The sequence below is a fragment of the Pseudomonas sp. ICBG1301 genome (genome assembly GCF_016918385.1).
GTDB classification, from domain to species: domain Bacteria; phylum Pseudomonadota; class Gammaproteobacteria; order Pseudomonadales; family Pseudomonadaceae; genus Aquipseudomonas; species Aquipseudomonas palleroniana.
This window is the reverse complement of sequence record NZ_JAEKGB010000003.1, coordinates 67,784-84,227: the sequence shown is the minus strand read 5'-3', so window position 1 is coordinate 84,227 and position 16,444 is coordinate 67,784. Positions and strand designations below refer to the sequence as shown.

14 protein-coding genes are annotated in these 16,444 nt (G+C 54.0%); 2 read left to right on the top strand and 12 right to left on the bottom strand.

Annotated elements, in window-relative coordinates; genetic code table 11:
• Window positions 1–22 precede the first annotated feature (22 nt).
• The 12 genes from JBE38_RS07580 to JBE38_RS07525 form a co-directional block, all read right to left on the bottom strand.
• On the bottom strand, window positions 23–1,696 hold the full coding sequence (locus tag JBE38_RS07580) for a response regulator receiver domain (RefSeq protein ID WP_205344051.1): 1,674 nt from the start codon (window positions 1,694–1,696) through the stop codon (window positions 23–25).
• A 1-nt stretch (window position 1,697) separates the two neighbouring features.
• Entirely contained in the window at window positions 1,698–4,676 is a 2,979-nt protein-coding gene (locus JBE38_RS07575) for an ATP-binding protein (protein ID WP_205344050.1), read from the bottom strand.
• Window positions 4,677–5,729: a DNA cytosine methyltransferase gene (locus JBE38_RS07570; protein WP_205344227.1), complete on the bottom strand. Its 1,053-nt coding sequence runs from the start codon at window positions 5,727–5,729 to the stop codon at window positions 4,677–4,679.
• Window positions 5,730–6,697: 968 nt separating this feature from the next.
• Window positions 6,698–7,306, bottom strand: a complete 609-nt coding sequence (locus JBE38_RS07565) for a hypothetical protein (protein WP_205344049.1) — start codon at window positions 7,304–7,306, stop codon at window positions 6,698–6,700.
• A gap of 218 nt (window positions 7,307–7,524) precedes the next feature.
• The gene (locus JBE38_RS07560; RefSeq protein ID WP_205344048.1) at window positions 7,525–7,818 is read right to left on the bottom strand and encodes a hypothetical protein; all 294 of its coding nucleotides are present in this window, start codon (window positions 7,816–7,818) and stop codon (window positions 7,525–7,527) included.
• 9 nt (window positions 7,819–7,827) lie between these two features.
• Window positions 7,828–8,451: a LysE family translocator gene (locus tag JBE38_RS07555; RefSeq protein ID WP_060755521.1), complete on the bottom strand. Its 624-nt coding sequence runs from the start codon at window positions 8,449–8,451 to the stop codon at window positions 7,828–7,830.
• Window positions 8,452–8,502: 51 nt separating this feature from the next.
• The gene (locus JBE38_RS07550; RefSeq protein ID WP_205344047.1) at window positions 8,503–9,807 is read right to left on the bottom strand and encodes a SidA/IucD/PvdA family monooxygenase; all 1,305 of its coding nucleotides are present in this window, start codon (window positions 9,805–9,807) and stop codon (window positions 8,503–8,505) included.
• Between the two features lie 9 nt (window positions 9,808–9,816).
• Complete coding sequence (locus JBE38_RS07545) at window positions 9,817–10,284, bottom strand: GNAT family N-acetyltransferase (protein ID WP_161547626.1); 468 nt, start codon at window positions 10,282–10,284, stop codon at window positions 9,817–9,819.
• Window positions 10,281–11,534 carry a diaminobutyrate--2-oxoglutarate transaminase gene (gene ectB / locus JBE38_RS07540; RefSeq protein WP_205344226.1) on the bottom strand — a complete coding sequence of 418 codons (1,254 nt, stop codon included), beginning with the start codon at window positions 11,532–11,534 and terminating at the stop codon, window positions 10,281–10,283. The genes JBE38_RS07545 and ectB overlap by 4 nt, the downstream gene beginning before the upstream one ends.
• Window positions 11,535–11,878: 344 nt before the next feature.
• Window positions 11,879–12,445 carry a hypothetical protein gene (locus JBE38_RS07535; RefSeq protein ID WP_205344046.1) on the bottom strand — a complete coding sequence of 189 codons (567 nt, stop codon included), beginning with the start codon at window positions 12,443–12,445 and terminating at the stop codon, window positions 11,879–11,881.
• Window positions 12,442–13,014, bottom strand: coding sequence for an RNA polymerase sigma factor (locus JBE38_RS07530; RefSeq protein WP_090367611.1), 573 nt, complete (start codon window positions 13,012–13,014; stop codon window positions 12,442–12,444). The genes JBE38_RS07535 and JBE38_RS07530 overlap by 4 nt, the downstream gene beginning before the upstream one ends.
• 221 nt (window positions 13,015–13,235) lie before the next feature.
• Window positions 13,236–14,876: a vWA domain-containing protein gene (locus JBE38_RS07525; RefSeq protein ID WP_205344045.1), complete on the bottom strand. Its 1,641-nt coding sequence runs from the start codon at window positions 14,874–14,876 to the stop codon at window positions 13,236–13,238.
• A 296-nt stretch (window positions 14,877–15,172) separates the two neighbouring features.
• Between JBE38_RS07525 and JBE38_RS07520 the strand changes: the two genes are divergently transcribed.
• Both JBE38_RS07520 and JBE38_RS07515 read left to right on the top strand, forming a co-directional pair.
• Window positions 15,173–15,784, top strand: coding sequence for a hypothetical protein (locus tag JBE38_RS07520; RefSeq protein ID WP_060755517.1), 612 nt, complete (start codon window positions 15,173–15,175; stop codon window positions 15,782–15,784).
• Between the two features lie 15 nt (window positions 15,785–15,799).
• Window positions 15,800–16,387, top strand: coding sequence for a hypothetical protein (locus JBE38_RS07515; protein ID WP_205344044.1), 588 nt, complete (start codon window positions 15,800–15,802; stop codon window positions 16,385–16,387).
• Window positions 16,388–16,444 lie beyond the last annotated feature (57 nt).

Below are 16,444 nucleotides of genomic sequence, written 5' to 3'. Positions count from 1 at the left end.
TTTAATCCGTAATTCAACCAGCTCAGTTAGATGTCCTGAATGGTTCAAACTCATCAAATCCAATCCGTGCCAACTCAGCGCCAACTTTTTGCGACACTCGCAGCGCTCTGCGCTGTTTGAGATCAGCCACCCAAAGAAAAATATTTCCTTTAGCATCAGTAAAGGAAAAAGCGCCACTCCCGCGCTTGGCAGCAGAGACTCGTAAAGACGTATCACAAAGAACAGGTTCAAAAACAAACGAGACCGACTTGGTATAAGCTTTCGAAACCAGCTTTAAACCTACATAGGTTACTTTCCCTTTCGCATCCACTATGGGAACCACATGTTCCGGTTGAACCTCAACAACTTCCATTGGAACAAAAAAGAAAGCAGTATTAGTTTTAATTCGCACGCTATCGCATGCTGCCTGCAAGCACAACCAATACTCAGAACGCGAGTTTTTAATAACTGTTCCCAAGCGTAGGACCGGAAGCGCTCCACTACCATCATTAAAGACCCTGCTCCCTGGAAAGCTTCGAATCCCAGTCAAGCAAGCAAACTCGTACATACTTTCCTGCGATTCTTTTAAACTGGTAGAGAACACAGTCGGAAAACTCTGGTCATAGTCCTTCTTCGAAGGCTTAGGCTCATCTTTGAAAGTAAAAGACCGGGCATTCCTCCCTGAGATAACGAAATCTTTAACCTCTGCTATGGGGGCTTTAGCTATGAGTGCTTTACCCTCACGTTCAAAGTGAAAATCCAGCGACTCACCATTATCAGCCATAGCATCTATTCGATTGGTAATCGCCTCACCACCTGCCCAGCGCCGAGCTACTCCATCTCTATCTACCACGCTCTTCAGTTCACTTAAAACAATATCTAAAGCGTATTGCTCAGCATCTTCCGCCGTACCAATAGAGGCTCGATGTAAAAAATATGGCCCGTCCATCCTCCCATTAAATCTAGATATCAGATGATGTGCAACACTTCTAATTGATGCCACAGTCGCTAGTGCGACGTTTGATAATAATCCTTCAGCAATTGAAGCAAATTCATTTAACAAACGACTAGGAAGCTCACTCTCAGAAACCTGGAACTCTCCAAACTGGGGCGGGACCTGGGTGCCATGCTTTTTGAACAAGCAAATTATTTTTAGACCGTCCTTGCCAGACAAGTAAGTTCCATTCATAGCCAGCTTCAAGTTAGACTTTTCCAGATCATCAAAAGAGCTGAAAATACTGGCAAGAATATCACTTAGACGCTTATCTCCAGTGTATATAGAAATAAGCCTTAATCGACCCATTTTTTTCAGATCAGACAAAACGATTCCGCGTATCAAGCTTATCGCTGTCTTTCCTGAATCGCCGAACATTTCCCAATCAAGGCTAACGATATCGACACGTTCAGCAGCCTTTACTACACGACTGACGATATCCTCATCCTTTGTCGCAGGACAAAGAATAGAACAAATCAGCCCCAACTCCATTGCGGTGTCAATCAGAAGCTTGGAATCCAGCTGATGGACGATTGTAGATCCTTTGCTGACCTCATCCCGACCCTCACCGGCGGCTCTTGCTGCTGCCCTTCTTGGGGCAGTAAGGGTGGTTACCTGTTCGACTGTTGGTGTACCTTTGGCTTCATCATCTACAACAATCATTGTCTGTGCGAACTCTTTCGCAGCGGCTAATCTATCGGCACTAAAATTGGTAGCTTCCATATTAATCGATTTCCTTACCGACAAATTCTTCTTTTGGTTTCAACTTAAAGGCCGCACCGACAGTAGAGTCAATCAACATCAAATCGTAGCCGACTTTCTGAAGCGATTGTCGAGAGATGTAAAGTCCCATGCCACGCCCACCCGGACGCCGCGAGAAATTCAAAGCGAATATATTCTTTCTATCCCCAGAGTTGATACCGGGGCCTGTGTCACTTACAACCCATCCATCATTCTCTGAAGAGAGTAAAATCTCTCTTTTACGACCGTGAACCCGCTCGAGCCAAAAAATTGAGTTATCGATTAGATTTACAAAAACCGGATAGAAGGACGATGTATACCCTTCGACAAAGCTTTCCATAAACGCAGGAGTCGCAGACAGGGCAATATCATTTGCTTTGAGCCTGTCGGAAAATAAGTTAACCAAAAAATCATATATATGTTTTCCGGTTATCTCTGTTGGCTTCCTATATAAACGACGATCCAGAGGAGTAAACAACGTAAGATAGCCATCAAGATGATCAAAGCTACTTCTCATATCTACATAGAGCTGATTTAACGCGGGATTTTCGGCAGCCCATGCCTTCAGTCTCCTAAAACCATCCCTTAGAGACCCAACAGTTTTTTCGAATTCATGAGTAACAGTGCTCAACGCCATACCGATTTGTGCTAATTCCAAATCCGCGTCACGTCTTTCCTGAAGAGCATCGAGTTCTTCTTCTAAAGCTTCAGCAAGCTCCGCAGTATCGTAAGCATCAACATTTTGAAGTGCTTGGACAGTGCTCAACTGATCCTTCAAACGAGACAGTTTTTTTGTTTCATGAGAAAAAACGGCTTCTATTTTCTCTTCAAGTGACTGTCGAATAGTCGAATGATCAGGAGCATCAGAAGCGGAACGCTGACAATTAGTTAATTCTGCGAGCGCATCATCTACAGCATGATTTACAGCTCGAAAACAGTCCCTAGCAGCAGTCCTAACTTGATTAGCCACATTAGCCACTAACTCTTCGGCTTCAGACCTTAACTTTCGAGTGTCTTTCAGAATAGAGTCGGACTTACCTCTTATTGACTCCTCCAGCCTTGCAGCGTTATCAATAGGAATGCCATCATTATTTGAGACACTTGAAATAAGTTGCTCTATCTCAACTTCAGCCTGTTGAAAAACTTCACTTTCGAGCCTTGCAGATTGCTCTACATAACCTGCCCACTGATTACTTAATATCTTAGACAACCCAACACCTCGGGGTTTTGCGATTGTCATTGATCTCCTCTCGCTCCTTATAGAGTTGAGAGTTTCCTTCTCTACCTGCATTATTGAAGCAGCTTTGAAACTACTGGAATGATCACCTTGTAGAATTTGTTCTACCTTAGTCTTAGCGCTTCGCACTAACGACTGCAGACTCACCTCTGGCTCGCGCTCATCAACCTTATGAAAAAACGCTTCCAACTCGGATTTTAAATCATTTCTCTTTAAGTTAACTTGCGCAGCCTTCTTTTTCCGAATATCCGCACTATTATTAAGCTCTAACTTGGTTTCTTGCCATTGCTCAGAGTAGCGACCATCCTCTCGAAAAAAATCCGCAGCGGACTGAATAAAAAAATTCATCAGGATAGAACGAAAATCACGGTACGCCTTATTCTCCCTAAACCCCTCCCGACCTGCCTTTTCTGTCAAACGGCTATTTTCTATACCATTTAACTCGACAACACCGAATAAGCGACGATAAGAATAGAAGTAATAACCAGCACCTAAAGTTCGCCTCCTTTCAATATCCAGAAAGTCGTAATCCGAGTCACCATAAGGCTGAACTCGAACTCCGTCACGGTAGATATAGATGCCACCATGCCGATCTAATTTTGTCTTTAATTTCGCATACTCTTCGCTTGATAGAAGGGAGTCTTTCTCTGCACCCTGCAAATATGCAAATGACAAAGAGAACTTCCCACAAGCTGTTGGAGTACCATCAGACTTATCCCAGTTTAATACGTACGGCTCTGGTTCTTTTTGATAAATACCAATCTTCCCCTGAAACTGCCCATACTCATCAAAGGTTCCAATAACATGGTGATCAACCTCCTCAAATTCTTGAGGAGAAAAAAAAGCTTTGTCACCAATACGCTCGATTGGAGCCCCTTCGTCGACGTAATCTCTAAACTTCGTAACAATTGGGGGCGTCTTAGAGCCAGGGGTCATCGTATTGGTAAAACCGATCAGATTTTTCTCAAATCGAGTAGCCTTTCGTTCATCTGCCCTGTTGTCTATATCGTCCTTAATCAAATCATCAGTTGGAGTAATATAGAAATGAGTACCAAACCCTTCTCCTTTGAGAGAGGGTTGCCCCAATTCTGATGAGAGGAGCTCAGGATCCACTTTAAAGGCTCTCACCTGCCGAATTAGAATTTCAAGAGCGACTGGGTCAATCCGTTGCTTAATTTCGGTGAGGGAATCAACTACTTCCACCAACATAGATTCAACCAATTTTGCATCTGGCATTGAACCTGAATCTATTTCTCTTATCGGAACAACTACCTCCTCTAGATCCAAGCCTGGCAGCTCAAACATGCCCCAATTCAGATAAGCAACCACCGTACTTACTGGAAGTAGATCATCTCTTTTTGCCCTAGATACGATCAAAACTTGCGGACCAAGCACCGCAATCGCAAGACGGCCAATTCCTTTCTCACCCAATATTGGTCGTTCTTCTTGACTAGGATCCTTCGGTGGACGAGCGAGACCTTTGGCTCCGACCTTACTATCGGTCCCTAGAGTCAACCATCTTTTCTCAAAGTCTTCCCTCGTCATCCCTAGGCCATCATCCCGAAGGACTAAAAGACTTTCACTTCTGAAAAAGTCAACCTCAGCATTTCTCGCATATGCATCATGCGCGTTCTTAAAAAGTTCGCTAATAGCAGTTGGAATGCCGGCAATTTGCTGCCGACCTAACATATCTACAGTTCTCGCCCTTACTTTAAATCTAGCCATTTAGGCCACCTGCTCTTGCAGGTAATTCGCATAATGCCTTTGAAATTCCATTCCAAACACCTCTGCCATCCTAACAGGGACTGCATTCCCGACTTGTCGGGCCATTGAATTTAAGTTCCCATGAAAAACGAAGTCTCGCGGGAAAGTTTGTATACACGCCGCCTCACGAACACTTATAGCCCTATTTTGCTCGGGATGACCGAATCTACCGTTTGATAAACTGATGCATCTTGTAGTGAGCGCAGAGGATGGCTTATCCCATGACATGCGGCCGTAAACGTCTGAATGTCCACCATGATCCCGGTGACAGTCTAACCATAGATGATCAGGCCAATCCTCTCGCCCTCCACCAACAGGAGTTTTTGATATTCGTTCCAAGTTCAGCTCAGACAAAAGTGCAGAGCGATGCATAGGATCCTCCTCGCAAGTTTCTCCCGCACTCAACACCGGCAGTCCAGATATCCACTCTCCGACTGTTGGAAGATTAAGCTGCTCTGTACCTGGGCCATGAGTAGGTTGAGGGATTTTTATTGGACCGAGCAAACTTGCTATTAGTACTAGGCGCCGCCGTCGCTGAGGCACACCATAGTGATAAGCCATTACAACTTTGTAGTCATACCAATAATTTAGTTTCTTAAGAAACTTTATAAACTCAGTGAACGGCCCTTCTACCTTGTCCATAGACTGCATCCCAGGTACATTTTCAATAAATATATACTCTGGTCTAAACTCTCTGACGAAGCGATGAAACTCAGGCAGCAAAGTTTTCCTAACGTCATCCCCTTTCTTCTGGCGATTCTGTCTAGAGAAAGGCTGGCATGGCGCACAGGCGCCGAATACTGTCGGCTGATTGTCTCTAATCACTAGGTGAGACACATCCGAAGTTTTTAACGATCGAATGTCCTGGCAAATGAACTCAGAGCCTGGGAAATTGGCGCGGAATGTACTGGCAGCATCAGGATCAATATCGAGACCTAAGCGCACCGCCATACCCGCAGCACTCATGCCGCGACTGGTGCCACCACATCCACTAAAAAAATCGTAAAAATTCAGGCCTTTTACTCCCCATGTTCTGGTCTAACGCCTAGCCACACGGTCCGTGAGCTCTGCCCGCGTGTTGGTTTCTAGCTCGGCATCATACCGCATTCAACTCTGAGCCAAACACGAGCGTTTATATGAGCCACCCGCTGATGAGCCATCAGATTGTCTAGTACCGGCCGCCACTCAATTACGTAACACGGGTCTCCCACGTAACATCCTTCAAATCAGAAGCATCAAGATCCTGTTACACGAAAAAAACACAATAAATACAGTGCATTAGGACAAACTGTTACACCTGCAACACTAGTAACACGAGTTTGAGACAGGGCATGCTCCCCGCTTCCCCGGAAAGGGTAGCTCCTCCAGCGAGGATAGGTGGGACCTCCTCATAAAGCGGTGGCCCCCCAGGGCTTTTCCTCCGGACACGGGGAAGGCCCCAGTGATCGTGTCAGCGGAATTGCACCTACCTTAGTGAACTGCTGCCCCATGAATCGAAACCCCGCTGGGGACCCTAGGCATTTCGGATAGACACGGGGCAAAGAACCCGCGTGATCGTGTCAGCGGAAAGGTGCCCAGCTTAGTGAACAGGTGAACCGGGTGAACTGCTGTTCACCAGTGCATATGCCCTATGAATCGAAAAGCCACTGGGGACCCTGGGCATTTCGGATAGACACGGGGCAAAGAACCCGCGCGTTCGTGTTAGCGGCTGGATTTTTTTAGTTGGTTGACAGGTTGACGTGGTTGACACCCGTGACCATGGTTGACGCAATGGAGGTGTTCACTATCCGCAACGAATACAGCCACCTTTACCGCAGCTGTAACGATGGCCCTTTTTCATCAAGATCCTTTCAATTTCAACGATTGAAATTTCAGTAACTTCCGGCATCTCCCACTAACTCGATACCGCGGGTTTCATGCCCCGTGTGTTTAAGAAACTCCCAGGGGCCCCGCCAATTTTCCCCGCGTAGATCAGACAGTGGCTATTCTCCGGGCGGGTAACCAACCCAGAATGCATGAGTTTCGGACAATGACTCGTACGGCAAACCACGAAGCTCATGAGCGTCACGAACTCTCGAGTCGTTCATCACAAAAATCAGCGCGGCCATTCGGTGACTACCATCAACCAGGTGAATTTGAGCACCTGCATTCACGATCACGGGTGGCTCGGTGAATCCTCCTAATTTCAGAAGGTCACCGACTTGTCGAAAGAAACGCCCTTTGCTGCTCTCCCCGAGGAATATGGTCAACAGCGTTTGCTGACCATAGGCATGACCCAAGATCATGTCATGCAGATCTCGAAGCTCCTTCTCAGTAAAGGTCAGTTGGTCTGGTCTCAAATACTCCAATTTCCAGACCACAGTGCACCAGTAGTGAAGTGGCTTTTTTAGGATTGATTGCCAACGTGCAATCTTCATCGTCGGATCGGCGTTGAATACCGGCGGCCACCCTATGTCCTCCGCGAAGGGAAGTAGCCAGTGATAGATCAGGCTTTCCGGAAAATTTGGCAGCTCCCTACGGATGTCGTTGAACATCTGCTCTTGAGCTTCGGTTGCAAATACCAAGGGTTCGAAATCATTTTCAAGAGGCACGGTAATAACCTTCCTGCATAGCGCTGAGCTTCAATCTACACAGCTTTGCAACCCTCAGCAGCCAGCACCGTGTATGCCAGCTTGTATGCCTAACCGATCAACGCCCGATAAAGCCCATATAAACCGGGCATAAAACCCTCCAGTTCAAACGACGCCGGGGCACCAGATATGCATGAAAAAGCCCCAAGTCGAAAGACCTGGGGCTTTTTTGTGGGTGCTCAGCACGCCCATCGAAAATCCTGGAAGTGCGCCCTCCTCGCAGGCACCGCCACCACCGGTTGCTTGCTGGCCTGCAGCGAGGCGGCATAGCTGATGCCCGGCCCCAGGCCATCGACTATCTGGAACATGCTCTCCAGGCTGCAATCCAGGATCAGGGCCATGCCCGAGTAGTTCTGGCCCGGTGTGGCCAGCGGTTCGCGCAAGGCCAGTTCATCCGGCGACAGGTCGATCAGCAACCAGCTGCGGTATTTGAAGCGCACACCTACATCCCTGAGTACTTCGTTCCATTCCATGACAAAGCCTCATCGACTGGCAATCAGTACAGGGATGGCGTTGTTCAGTGAAAACGCGACGAGGAAGACCGCCAGCCCGACGTCGATCTGCCGCGTGTACTTGAGGAACAGTGCCTTGATCGGGCCTTGGCCAAACAGCAGCGCCACCAGTGAGTACCAGATGATTTCCAGGCTCGAACACAACATGACGACCAGGACTTTATCCAGGTCCGAACGCGGTGAAGAGAGAAAGCCTGCATAGATACTGATCATGAAGGCGATGGTTTTCATATTGCTGATGTTGGTGATGACCCCCACCCGATAAGCCTTGGCAAAACTGGTCACCCCCGGCGCCGGGCTTTCGGCGGTGCCGGTGTTTTTCGCCAGCACACTTTTGATGATGCTGTAGGCGATGTACAGCAGGTACGCCGAACCGCACAGCGTGGCCACTTTGGAAAACGCCGGATACTGATGCAGCAACGCCGCCAGGCCGAGCAGGGAAATGGTCGAGAAGAACACGCCGACGGTACAGATGCCCAAGGTTGCGCCGATGCCGGTGGAGACAGACCCCAGCGAGGAAAACCGGCTGACAATGATGAAGTTGGGCCCGGGGCTGATCACCGCCAGGATATAGATCAATGCCGCTGTAAACATGAGAACTCCTTGTAAGAAGCAGCAGCCGGCAACGGCTGCTGCCGGGTTGGATCAAGCCAGCGCTTGTGCCGGTGCCTCGGTCAACGCCAGCGTCTCCTCCAGGGCCGCCAGGATGTGCTCGACCCGCAGGGAGATCAGGCTGAACGAGCCGGCATCCCCCAGGCCGTGGGAGCTTTCGCACAGCCCGTTGAGATACACGGCGGGCAAGTCGTCCAGTGCGGTCAGGCTGTAATCGCGGTTGACCACCAGCGCACCCTGGGTGTCGGTGCGAAACCGTCGGTGATAAGGCGCCAACAGCGGTGGGTAGAGCTCGCCGTTTTCCTTGGCGGCGATGTCCTTGAAGCCGGTGGCGAGCACCACGGCGTCCAGTGCCAGGGTCGAGTGCGTGAGCTGGTTGACCTCCTTGAGCGCCAGTTCCACCTGCCCGGAGGCGCTTATGGACGCCTGCTCGATGGCAACATTGTTGAGAATGTGGATGCGCTGTCTGCCCTGCAGTTTTTCTTCGTGGATGCGCACATACAGCGCATTGATCACGTCCTCATCGGCCGAGCTGTAGTTCGTCCCGCGCAGCTGCTTGTCCACCCGTGCCTTGGCCTCGGGCGGCAGGTTGAAGTAGTAGTCGATGAACTCCGGAAAATACACCTTGTCGCTGAACGGGCTGGTGTCCTTGAGGCGGAAGCTGAAGCTGCGGTGCAACGAATAGATGTCCTTGTCCGGAAACCTGGCGGTCAGGTCGAGCACAATTTCCACCGCGCTCTGGCTGGAGCCCACCACGCCGATGCGTTGCGCAGTCGGCGGCAAGGCATGAATACGTTCCAGGTAATGGTTGAGGTGGAACACCTGCGGGCCAGGCAGGCCATCGAACACCGCCGGAATGTTCGCCGTGCGCCCAGTGCCCAGCACCAGGCTGCGCCCGTAGATGACCCGCTGATCATTGTAGGTGACCTTCCACACGGGCTCGCCTTTGACGTTCAGCGGCTCGACGCGCCGGGCGAACGCCGATGATTCGACACTGCCCAGAAAATGCCCGGCCACCCACTTGATGTATTCGGCGTACTCGCGCCGCAGCGGATAGGTCAGCGGCAAGTTGAGGTAGTCGAACAGGCGGCCGGTTTCTTTCAGGTAATTGACGAAGCCATAGCGGCTGCGTGGGTTGCGGGGTGTCACCAGATCCCGCAGGGGGTTGTTCTGGATATCCGAGCCGCTGAGCAACATCTCATCCTGCCAGTCCGGAGCCTGCTTGGCGTCCAGGAAGCGGTAGGTCAAGGGTGAGGTGGCTTCTTCGAGCGCGATGGCCAGCGCCAGGTTTGAGGGGCCGAAGCCGATCCCGACGATATCGTAAATAGTCTCTGACATGGAAAGCTCCTATCCTTGGGCGCGGGCGAGTGGAAGATGGTAATAGTGGTAGGCCGTGTTCTCGATAAAGCCAAAGCGCGTATATAAGTTTCTGGCCCGTGGATTATCTTCGGCGCCTTCAATAAACAACTGTTTGGCATGAGTGCTCAGCGCAAAGTTGCGCGCCGCCGTCAACAAGGCCAACCCAACTCCCGCACTGCGCTTGGAAGCTTCTACATATAAGTCATTCAATATCCAGAGACGCTCCAGCGTGACACTGGAAAAACTCGGGAAGAGTTGGGTAAAACCGATCACTTCGTTATCTATCTCGGCCACGATAATGATCGACTCGCCCAAAAAGAACCGTTGCTGGATAAAGGCCAGTGACCGCGACAAGTCGGGGGCCTCACCATAGAACTCACGGTATTTGTCCAGCAGCGGCGCGATGGCCTGCGCGTCATCCAGGGACGCATGTCGGGTAACAATCGCTTGGCTCATGGCGCGGTTACCTCGGCGAAAGCTTGCTCCAGTATCTGCAGGCCCTGGGTAATCTGCGCCGGGGTGATAGTCAGCGCCGGGAGGAATTTGAGCACCTGATCGTCAATGCCCGACGTCTCAATGATCAACCCACGCAGGTAGGCCTTGGCCGCGATTCGTTGCGCCAGGCTCTTGTCTTCAAACTCGAGCCCCCTGAAGAAACCACGCCCCTTGAGACGGTTGGGCGCCTTGGCGGCGAAGTGTTGGGAAAGCGCCGCCAGCGACGCTTGCAGGAAGTCGGCCTTGGCTTTCAACGCTTGGGTAAAACCGGTGTCGCGCCAGTAGTGCTCGATCACCGCTTTGCCCGTGACGAAGGCCAGGTTGTTGCCCCGGAACGTACCGTTGTGCTCGCCCGGCTCCCACACGTCCAGATGCGGCGCGAGCAACACCAGGGCCATGGGCAAGCCGTAGCCACTGATGGATTTCGACAAGGTCACGATATCCGGCGTGACCCCCAGGGCTTCAAAGCTGAAAAAGTCACCGGTACGGCCGCAACCGGCCTGGATGTCATCGATGATCAGCAGGATGTCGTGGGCCTGCGCGATGCGCTGTACAGCCTGCACCCATGCGGCCGAGGCACTGTTCACTCCGCCCTCGCCCTGCACGGTTTCCAGCACGATCGCCGCCGGCTTGTCGATACCACTGCCGCTGCGCAACATGTTGGCCAGGTAGTGCGAAGTGTCCACGTTGTCGCCGAAATACTGGTCGTACGGCATGAACGTCACGTTGTTCAGGGTGACCCCGGCCCCGGCGCGCTTGCGTGGGTTGCTGGTCAAGGCGAGGCTGCCCAGGGACATGCCATGGAACGCGTTGGTGAACGCCACGACGTTCTGGCGCCCGGTGTACTTGCGCGCCAGCTTGATGGCCGCCTCCACCGCGTTGGTGCCGGTTGGCCCAGGAAACTGCACCTTGTAACGCAGGTTGCGCGGCGCCAGGATGTGCTCCTCGAACGCGGTCAGGAAGGCCTTTTTGGCCGTGGTCTTGAAGTCCAGGCCATGGGTGATGCCATTGTCGGCGATGTACTCCAGCAGCGCAGCCTTTAACACCTTGTTGTTATGCCCGTAGTTCAGGGCACCGGCTCCACTGAAAAAATCGATGAATACCTGACCCTGTTCACTGGTCAGGGTCGAGCCTTCAGCGGTATGGAAAGTGTCGGTAAAGTCCCGGCAATAAGAGCGTACGTTGGATTCTTTACGCTCGAAAATATCCAGGGGTTGTTGAATCTCAGAGACCACCGTGTTTGCCAGCGAGTCATTTAGCGTAGCCGTCATGTAAGGCACCGTTTATCAATCCAATTGAATGGACTTTCAACAGGTAGAGCGATTTCCCAGTGGCCATGTAGCGAATGCTGAGAAGACTTTAATCCCTTGAAGTCCGCATGCAACTTTTCATCCTATGAAACATGACCCGCTCTGTTGGCCAGCAGGAACAATGACGTCTTTCGCTGATTAAACTAGCAGCAATTGTAAGCGCCGCGACTAATTATAAATTCATATGCTTATGACCCGTTGCCCAGAGGCTGGCGATGGCAGCGGAAGATGCCATCGCCACAGGCTCATCGAGACTGCAATGCCTTTAGCTGCTCCTCGATATCTTGCGAGGGAAAGCGTTGCTTCAACTCGGCCAGTTTTGCCGTCGCGGCCGCTTCGTCCCCTGCCGCACGCAAGCGCAATACTTCCAGCAGCCCCTGCTCCAGCGACTGCGGCGCGGTTCGCTTGGCCAGTTTGCCTTGGGGCAACGCCTCACTGCGCTGCGGGGCGCTGTAAGACTCGGCCTGGGGCGGTGCACTCATGGGCGCAGGCGCAGACAGCGCCGCCGGAGCCGCCAGGCGTCCCTGTGGACCCTGTGGCGCCTGTGTATCGAGGTCGAGTTCGGTGGTACGCATCACCACGCCGAGCATCAATGCCACGCCGGCAACCGTGGCGAACGCCATCTGCCAACGCGGCTGACGGCAGGCACGGCTCCAGCGCTGCCACAGGCTGAGCTTGGGCGCCGGCACCTCGCGGCGCGCGGTGGCCAGGATGAAGGCATCCAGCGACGCAGGCGGCTCGCCAATGCTGTGTTGACGCACATGCTGGATCAGCAGGTCGTCGGAATCCGGGGTCTGTCGGGAGTCGGTCATACAGGTATCTCCTCGGCCAGCAGGCGGCGCAGTTTCTGCTGGGCGTAACGCAGGCGGCTTTTTACGGTTTCCAGCGGGGCACCGGTGAGGGCGGCAATTTGCGGCACTTCAAGGTCGCCGTGCAGGCGCAGCAGGAAGACTTCGCGCTGGTCTTCGGGCAGGTCTTGCAACGCGGCGTCGAGCCGCGCCTGGTCGCGGCTCAGGCTCAGTTGCTGCTCGGGGCCGGCGCTGTCGTCGGCCTGGGCGTGCAGCTGTTCATCGTAACTGTCGTGCAACGGGTTGTGGATGCCGTGCTTGCGCCAATGGTCGATCAGGCGGTTACGGGCGATCTGAAACAACCACGTACGAAAACTTGCCCGGCCCTGGGGTTGGGTGGTGCTGCGGATCAGGCTGAGCCAGGTGTCCTGGTAAATTTCTTCGGCCAGTTCAGCCTTGTTGCTCAGGGACACGAGGAACCGGTACAGGCCCTGGCGGTGCCGCGCATAGAGCCCTTCAAAGGCGGCGGCATCACCGGCGCGGTAACGGGCCAGCAGCGATTCGTCGCTGGGTGAGTCGTGTGGAACGGCCATGGGGTGGGCGAACTCCTTTCTGTCAATCGAAGCTGATCTAACGGTGGGAGGGGTAGTGAGCGGGCTTGCCCCGCGCTGGGTGGCGCAGCCGCCCCAAACCCAGGCACCTCGGTCCTTCTGAAATACCGCGGCGTCCCTGTTGGGGCGGCTGCGCCACCCAGCGCGGCAAGCCCGCTCACTACAGGTTAGGGCATGCCGCCCAGATTTGGACGGGGTCGGGATCAGGGTTTGAGGTTCTGGGCCAACTCCACCAGTTGCACGAACTCATTGCGCAGGCCGAACGGGTCATCGCCGCGAGCCGAGCGGGCCAGTTTGGCGGTGTCCTGCAAACTCATGCTGCCAGTGTAGCGGCCATCGCCCTTGAGCTGTTGGGCGAAAGCGGCCACCGCAGCCGAGAAGCGCAGGTCGTCGCTGGCCGGGGTGGGCTGGTTGGCGATAGGACGTTCGATCAACTGGCTGTTGCCGCCCGCAGTGGGCTTGTAGCGCACCCGTAACATCGCCAGCTCGGTGGACTGACCGTCGGCCGCAGGCATAGCGGCGTATCGCAACGGCTCAAGCCAGCCCTTCTCGCCCTTGGGGACGATTTCGTACAGCGCGGTCACCGTGTGCCCTGCACCAATTTCACCGGCATCGATCTTGTCGTTGTTGAAATCCTCGCGCTTGAGGGTGCGGTTTTCATAGCCCAGCAGGCGGTATTCGCTGACCTGGGCGGGGTTGAATTCCACCTGCAATTTCACATCCCGTGCTACCACGGCCAGGGTCGAGCTGAGTTGCTCGACCAACACTTTGCGCGCCTCGCGCAGGTTGTCGATGTACGCATAGTTACCGTCGCCCGCGTCGGCCAATTGCTCCATCAGGTGTTCGTTGTAGTTATCTACACCGAAGCCGAGCGTGGTGAGGGATACGCCGCTTTTGCGCTGCTCGACCGCCATTTGCTTGAGGCTGTCGAAGTCGCTGACGCCCACGTTGAAGTCGCCGTCGGTGGCCAGCAGGATGCGGTTGATGCCCTTGTCGATAAAACCTTCGCGGGCCATCTGGTAGGCCATTTCAATACCGGAGGCACCGGCCGTGGAGCCGCCGGCGGTGAGCTGGTCGATGGCGTTACGGATCTTCACCTTGTCACGGCCCGACGTCGGTTGGAGCACCACGCGGGATTCACCGGCATAGACCACCAGCGACACGCGGTCCTGCTCGCGCAACTGATCCACCAGCAATTTCAGCGTGCTTTTCACCAACGGTAACCCTTCGCGGCGGTCCATGGAGCCGGACACATCTACCAGGAACACCAGGTTGGCGGGCGCCAGTTCCGCCACGGCTTTATCGGACGCCTTGATGCCAATGCGCAGCAGTTGGGTATGCGGGTTCCACGGCGTGGCGGCGACTTCGGTGGTCACACCAAAAGGCGAGCCATCGGTAGGCAGTGCGTAGCTATAGGGGAAGTAATTGAGCATTTCCTCCAATCGCACGGCGCCTTCGGGCGGCAGGCGGCCTTGGTTGAGGAAGCGTCGTACGTTGGCGTAGCTGCCGGTATCGACATCCACGCTGAAGGTGGAGACCGGAGTTTCGGCGACGCGATGCACCGGGTTCTGCGGCAGGTTTTCATATTGCTCGCGGGGTTCGCTGCGATAATCCACCGCCGCTGATTCCGGCATCTGCAAGCGCGCAGTCATCGGTGCGGGCGTTATCGCGGCTTTCGCCAAAGCCCCTTGGGGCGCCACGCTTTGCAACTCGGAAATGGGCGCCGACTCATCCGGCGTGGCTACTTGCGTGGACGACGGGCCCCCACAGCCGGCCAGCGCCACCAGCACGGTAACGGCAAAACCTTGGGCGGCAGGACGCAACAAGAGCAGAGGATGGGACATGGGCTGAACCTCGTGAGTGAATGATCCGTTCACAAGGTCAGACGCAAGTTAATAAGGGTTCGGGTTAATCCGCATGCACCCGTCATAAATGTGCAGTGTTTGAAACGGCAGGGCTTAAAGACACGCCATGCGCATGATATCATCAAGCCATCATCCTGCCAGCAATCGCTGCAGACGCATGAATCTGACGTACGCGAAACGGTACGGCACCTGACGCCTCAATCATCCAAGCCCCTCAAGTTCACGCCCAATCGGTCGAGACACTGGCCTGGTTTATTCATTTATAGGGATATTGCGTGTTGAAAATCCTCATGCGGGCTGCGGCCCTTATCGCCGTTCTGTCGATGACTGGCTGTGTGTCCTACACCGTCACCGGCCCGATTGGCGCCCCGCTGCACCCCGCTTCCGTCAGCAGCCCGCGCAGTGCGCAAATCGCTGATGTGACGGTCAACGCCGTCGGTGTCAACGATGCCAACAAAACCGCTATCAGCCACTCCTTGACGCTACAGCTCAACGAGTATGTGCGCACGGCCGGTTATTTCAAGCAGGTCACCGAATACCCGGTGCGCCTGGGTGAGCAGGATGTATCGCTCAAATTCAACATGACCTCCCTCAAAGGCCATCGCGGCGTGCACCCAGGGTATGTGCCCGGCGCATTGCTGACGCTGACCATCTGGATCTGGGTCAACGGCCCGATCTACGTCGACACCTTCGACCTGGCCGGCGACCTGACGATCGTCGACCGTGACGGCAAGGAGCTGGCCAGCAGCAAACAAGAGGTCAAGTTCGAGCGCAACGTGGGCCTTTACGGTCGCGAATACTGGGCCCCGACCATGGGCGCCAAGCAACTGAACGAACTGGTCGCGCAACTGCTCGACACCGCCACCGCAAAACTGGCCAAACCATAACTGCAGGAAGCCCCCATGAAAGGATTGATCAAGCTCGGCCTGGTACTCGCGGCAGTCTTGCTGACGGGCTGCGTGTCTTACTCGCAACATGAACTGCCGCCGGTACAAACCTGGCCGCCGACCGCCAACGCGCCTGCGCAGAAACCCAGCGCCTACCTGCGCACCACGGCACTCTTCCAGACTAACGGCGGCCCCGCCAACGCGGCTGCCGGCGCTCCCGCAGCCCTGTGGGAAAAGGCAGTGGCCGATGGCTTTCGCCAGTCCAACCGCTTTGCACGGGTGAGCACCGATAAGGTCGATTCAGACATCTACGCCGACGCCACTTTGTACAACAACGAACAGTTCAGCATGGCCTCGGCGATCATTACCGGTGCGACCTTCTTCATCATTCCGTCCACAGCGAAGAACACCTTCACCCTGGAAACGGTGTTCGAGGACAAAGACGGCAAGGAATTGGGCCGGGTCAAGAAGAGCGAGTCGGTACGCACCTGGATGCACTTGGTGCTGATCGTGGGTATTCCGTTCCAGGCGAACACCCGCGATGTGGTGGACGCGTTGACGCGCAGCACGCTGGATGAGGCCGTGCAGCGCAAGTTGTTCTGACCCAAACGTTCCGGCTTCGCACAAACCAAATGTGGGAGGGGGCTTGCCCCCGATAGC

Bases quoted from the DNA above. Each gene is read 5' to 3' on its own strand.
- JBE38_RS07580 (WP_205344051.1), bottom strand. From the start codon at position 1,696: ATGGAAGCTACCAATTTTAGTGCCGATAGATTAGCCGCTGCGAAAGAG.
- JBE38_RS07575 (WP_205344050.1), bottom strand. From the start codon at position 4,676: ATGGCTAGATTTAAAGTAAGGGCGAGAACTGTAGATATGTTAGGTCGG.
- JBE38_RS07560 (WP_205344048.1), bottom strand. From the start codon at position 7,818: ATGGAATGGAACGAAGTACTCAGGGATGTAGGTGTGCGCTTCAAATAC.
- JBE38_RS07555 (WP_060755521.1), bottom strand. From the start codon at position 8,451: ATGTTTACAGCGGCATTGATCTATATCCTGGCGGTGATCAGCCCCGGG.
- JBE38_RS07550 (WP_205344047.1), bottom strand. From the start codon at position 9,807: ATGTCAGAGACTATTTACGATATCGTCGGGATCGGCTTCGGCCCCTCA.
- JBE38_RS07545 (WP_161547626.1), bottom strand. From the start codon at position 10,284: ATGAGCCAAGCGATTGTTACCCGACATGCGTCCCTGGATGACGCGCAG.
- JBE38_RS07535 (WP_205344046.1), bottom strand. From the start codon at position 12,445: ATGACCGACTCCCGACAGACCCCGGATTCCGACGACCTGCTGATCCAG.
- JBE38_RS07530 (WP_090367611.1), bottom strand. From the start codon at position 13,014: ATGGCCGTTCCACACGACTCACCCAGCGACGAATCGCTGCTGGCCCGT.
- JBE38_RS07525 (WP_205344045.1), bottom strand. From the start codon at position 14,876: ATGTCCCATCCTCTGCTCTTGTTGCGTCCTGCCGCCCAAGGTTTTGCC.
- JBE38_RS07515 (WP_205344044.1), top strand. From the start codon at position 15,800: ATGAAAGGATTGATCAAGCTCGGCCTGGTACTCGCGGCAGTCTTGCTG.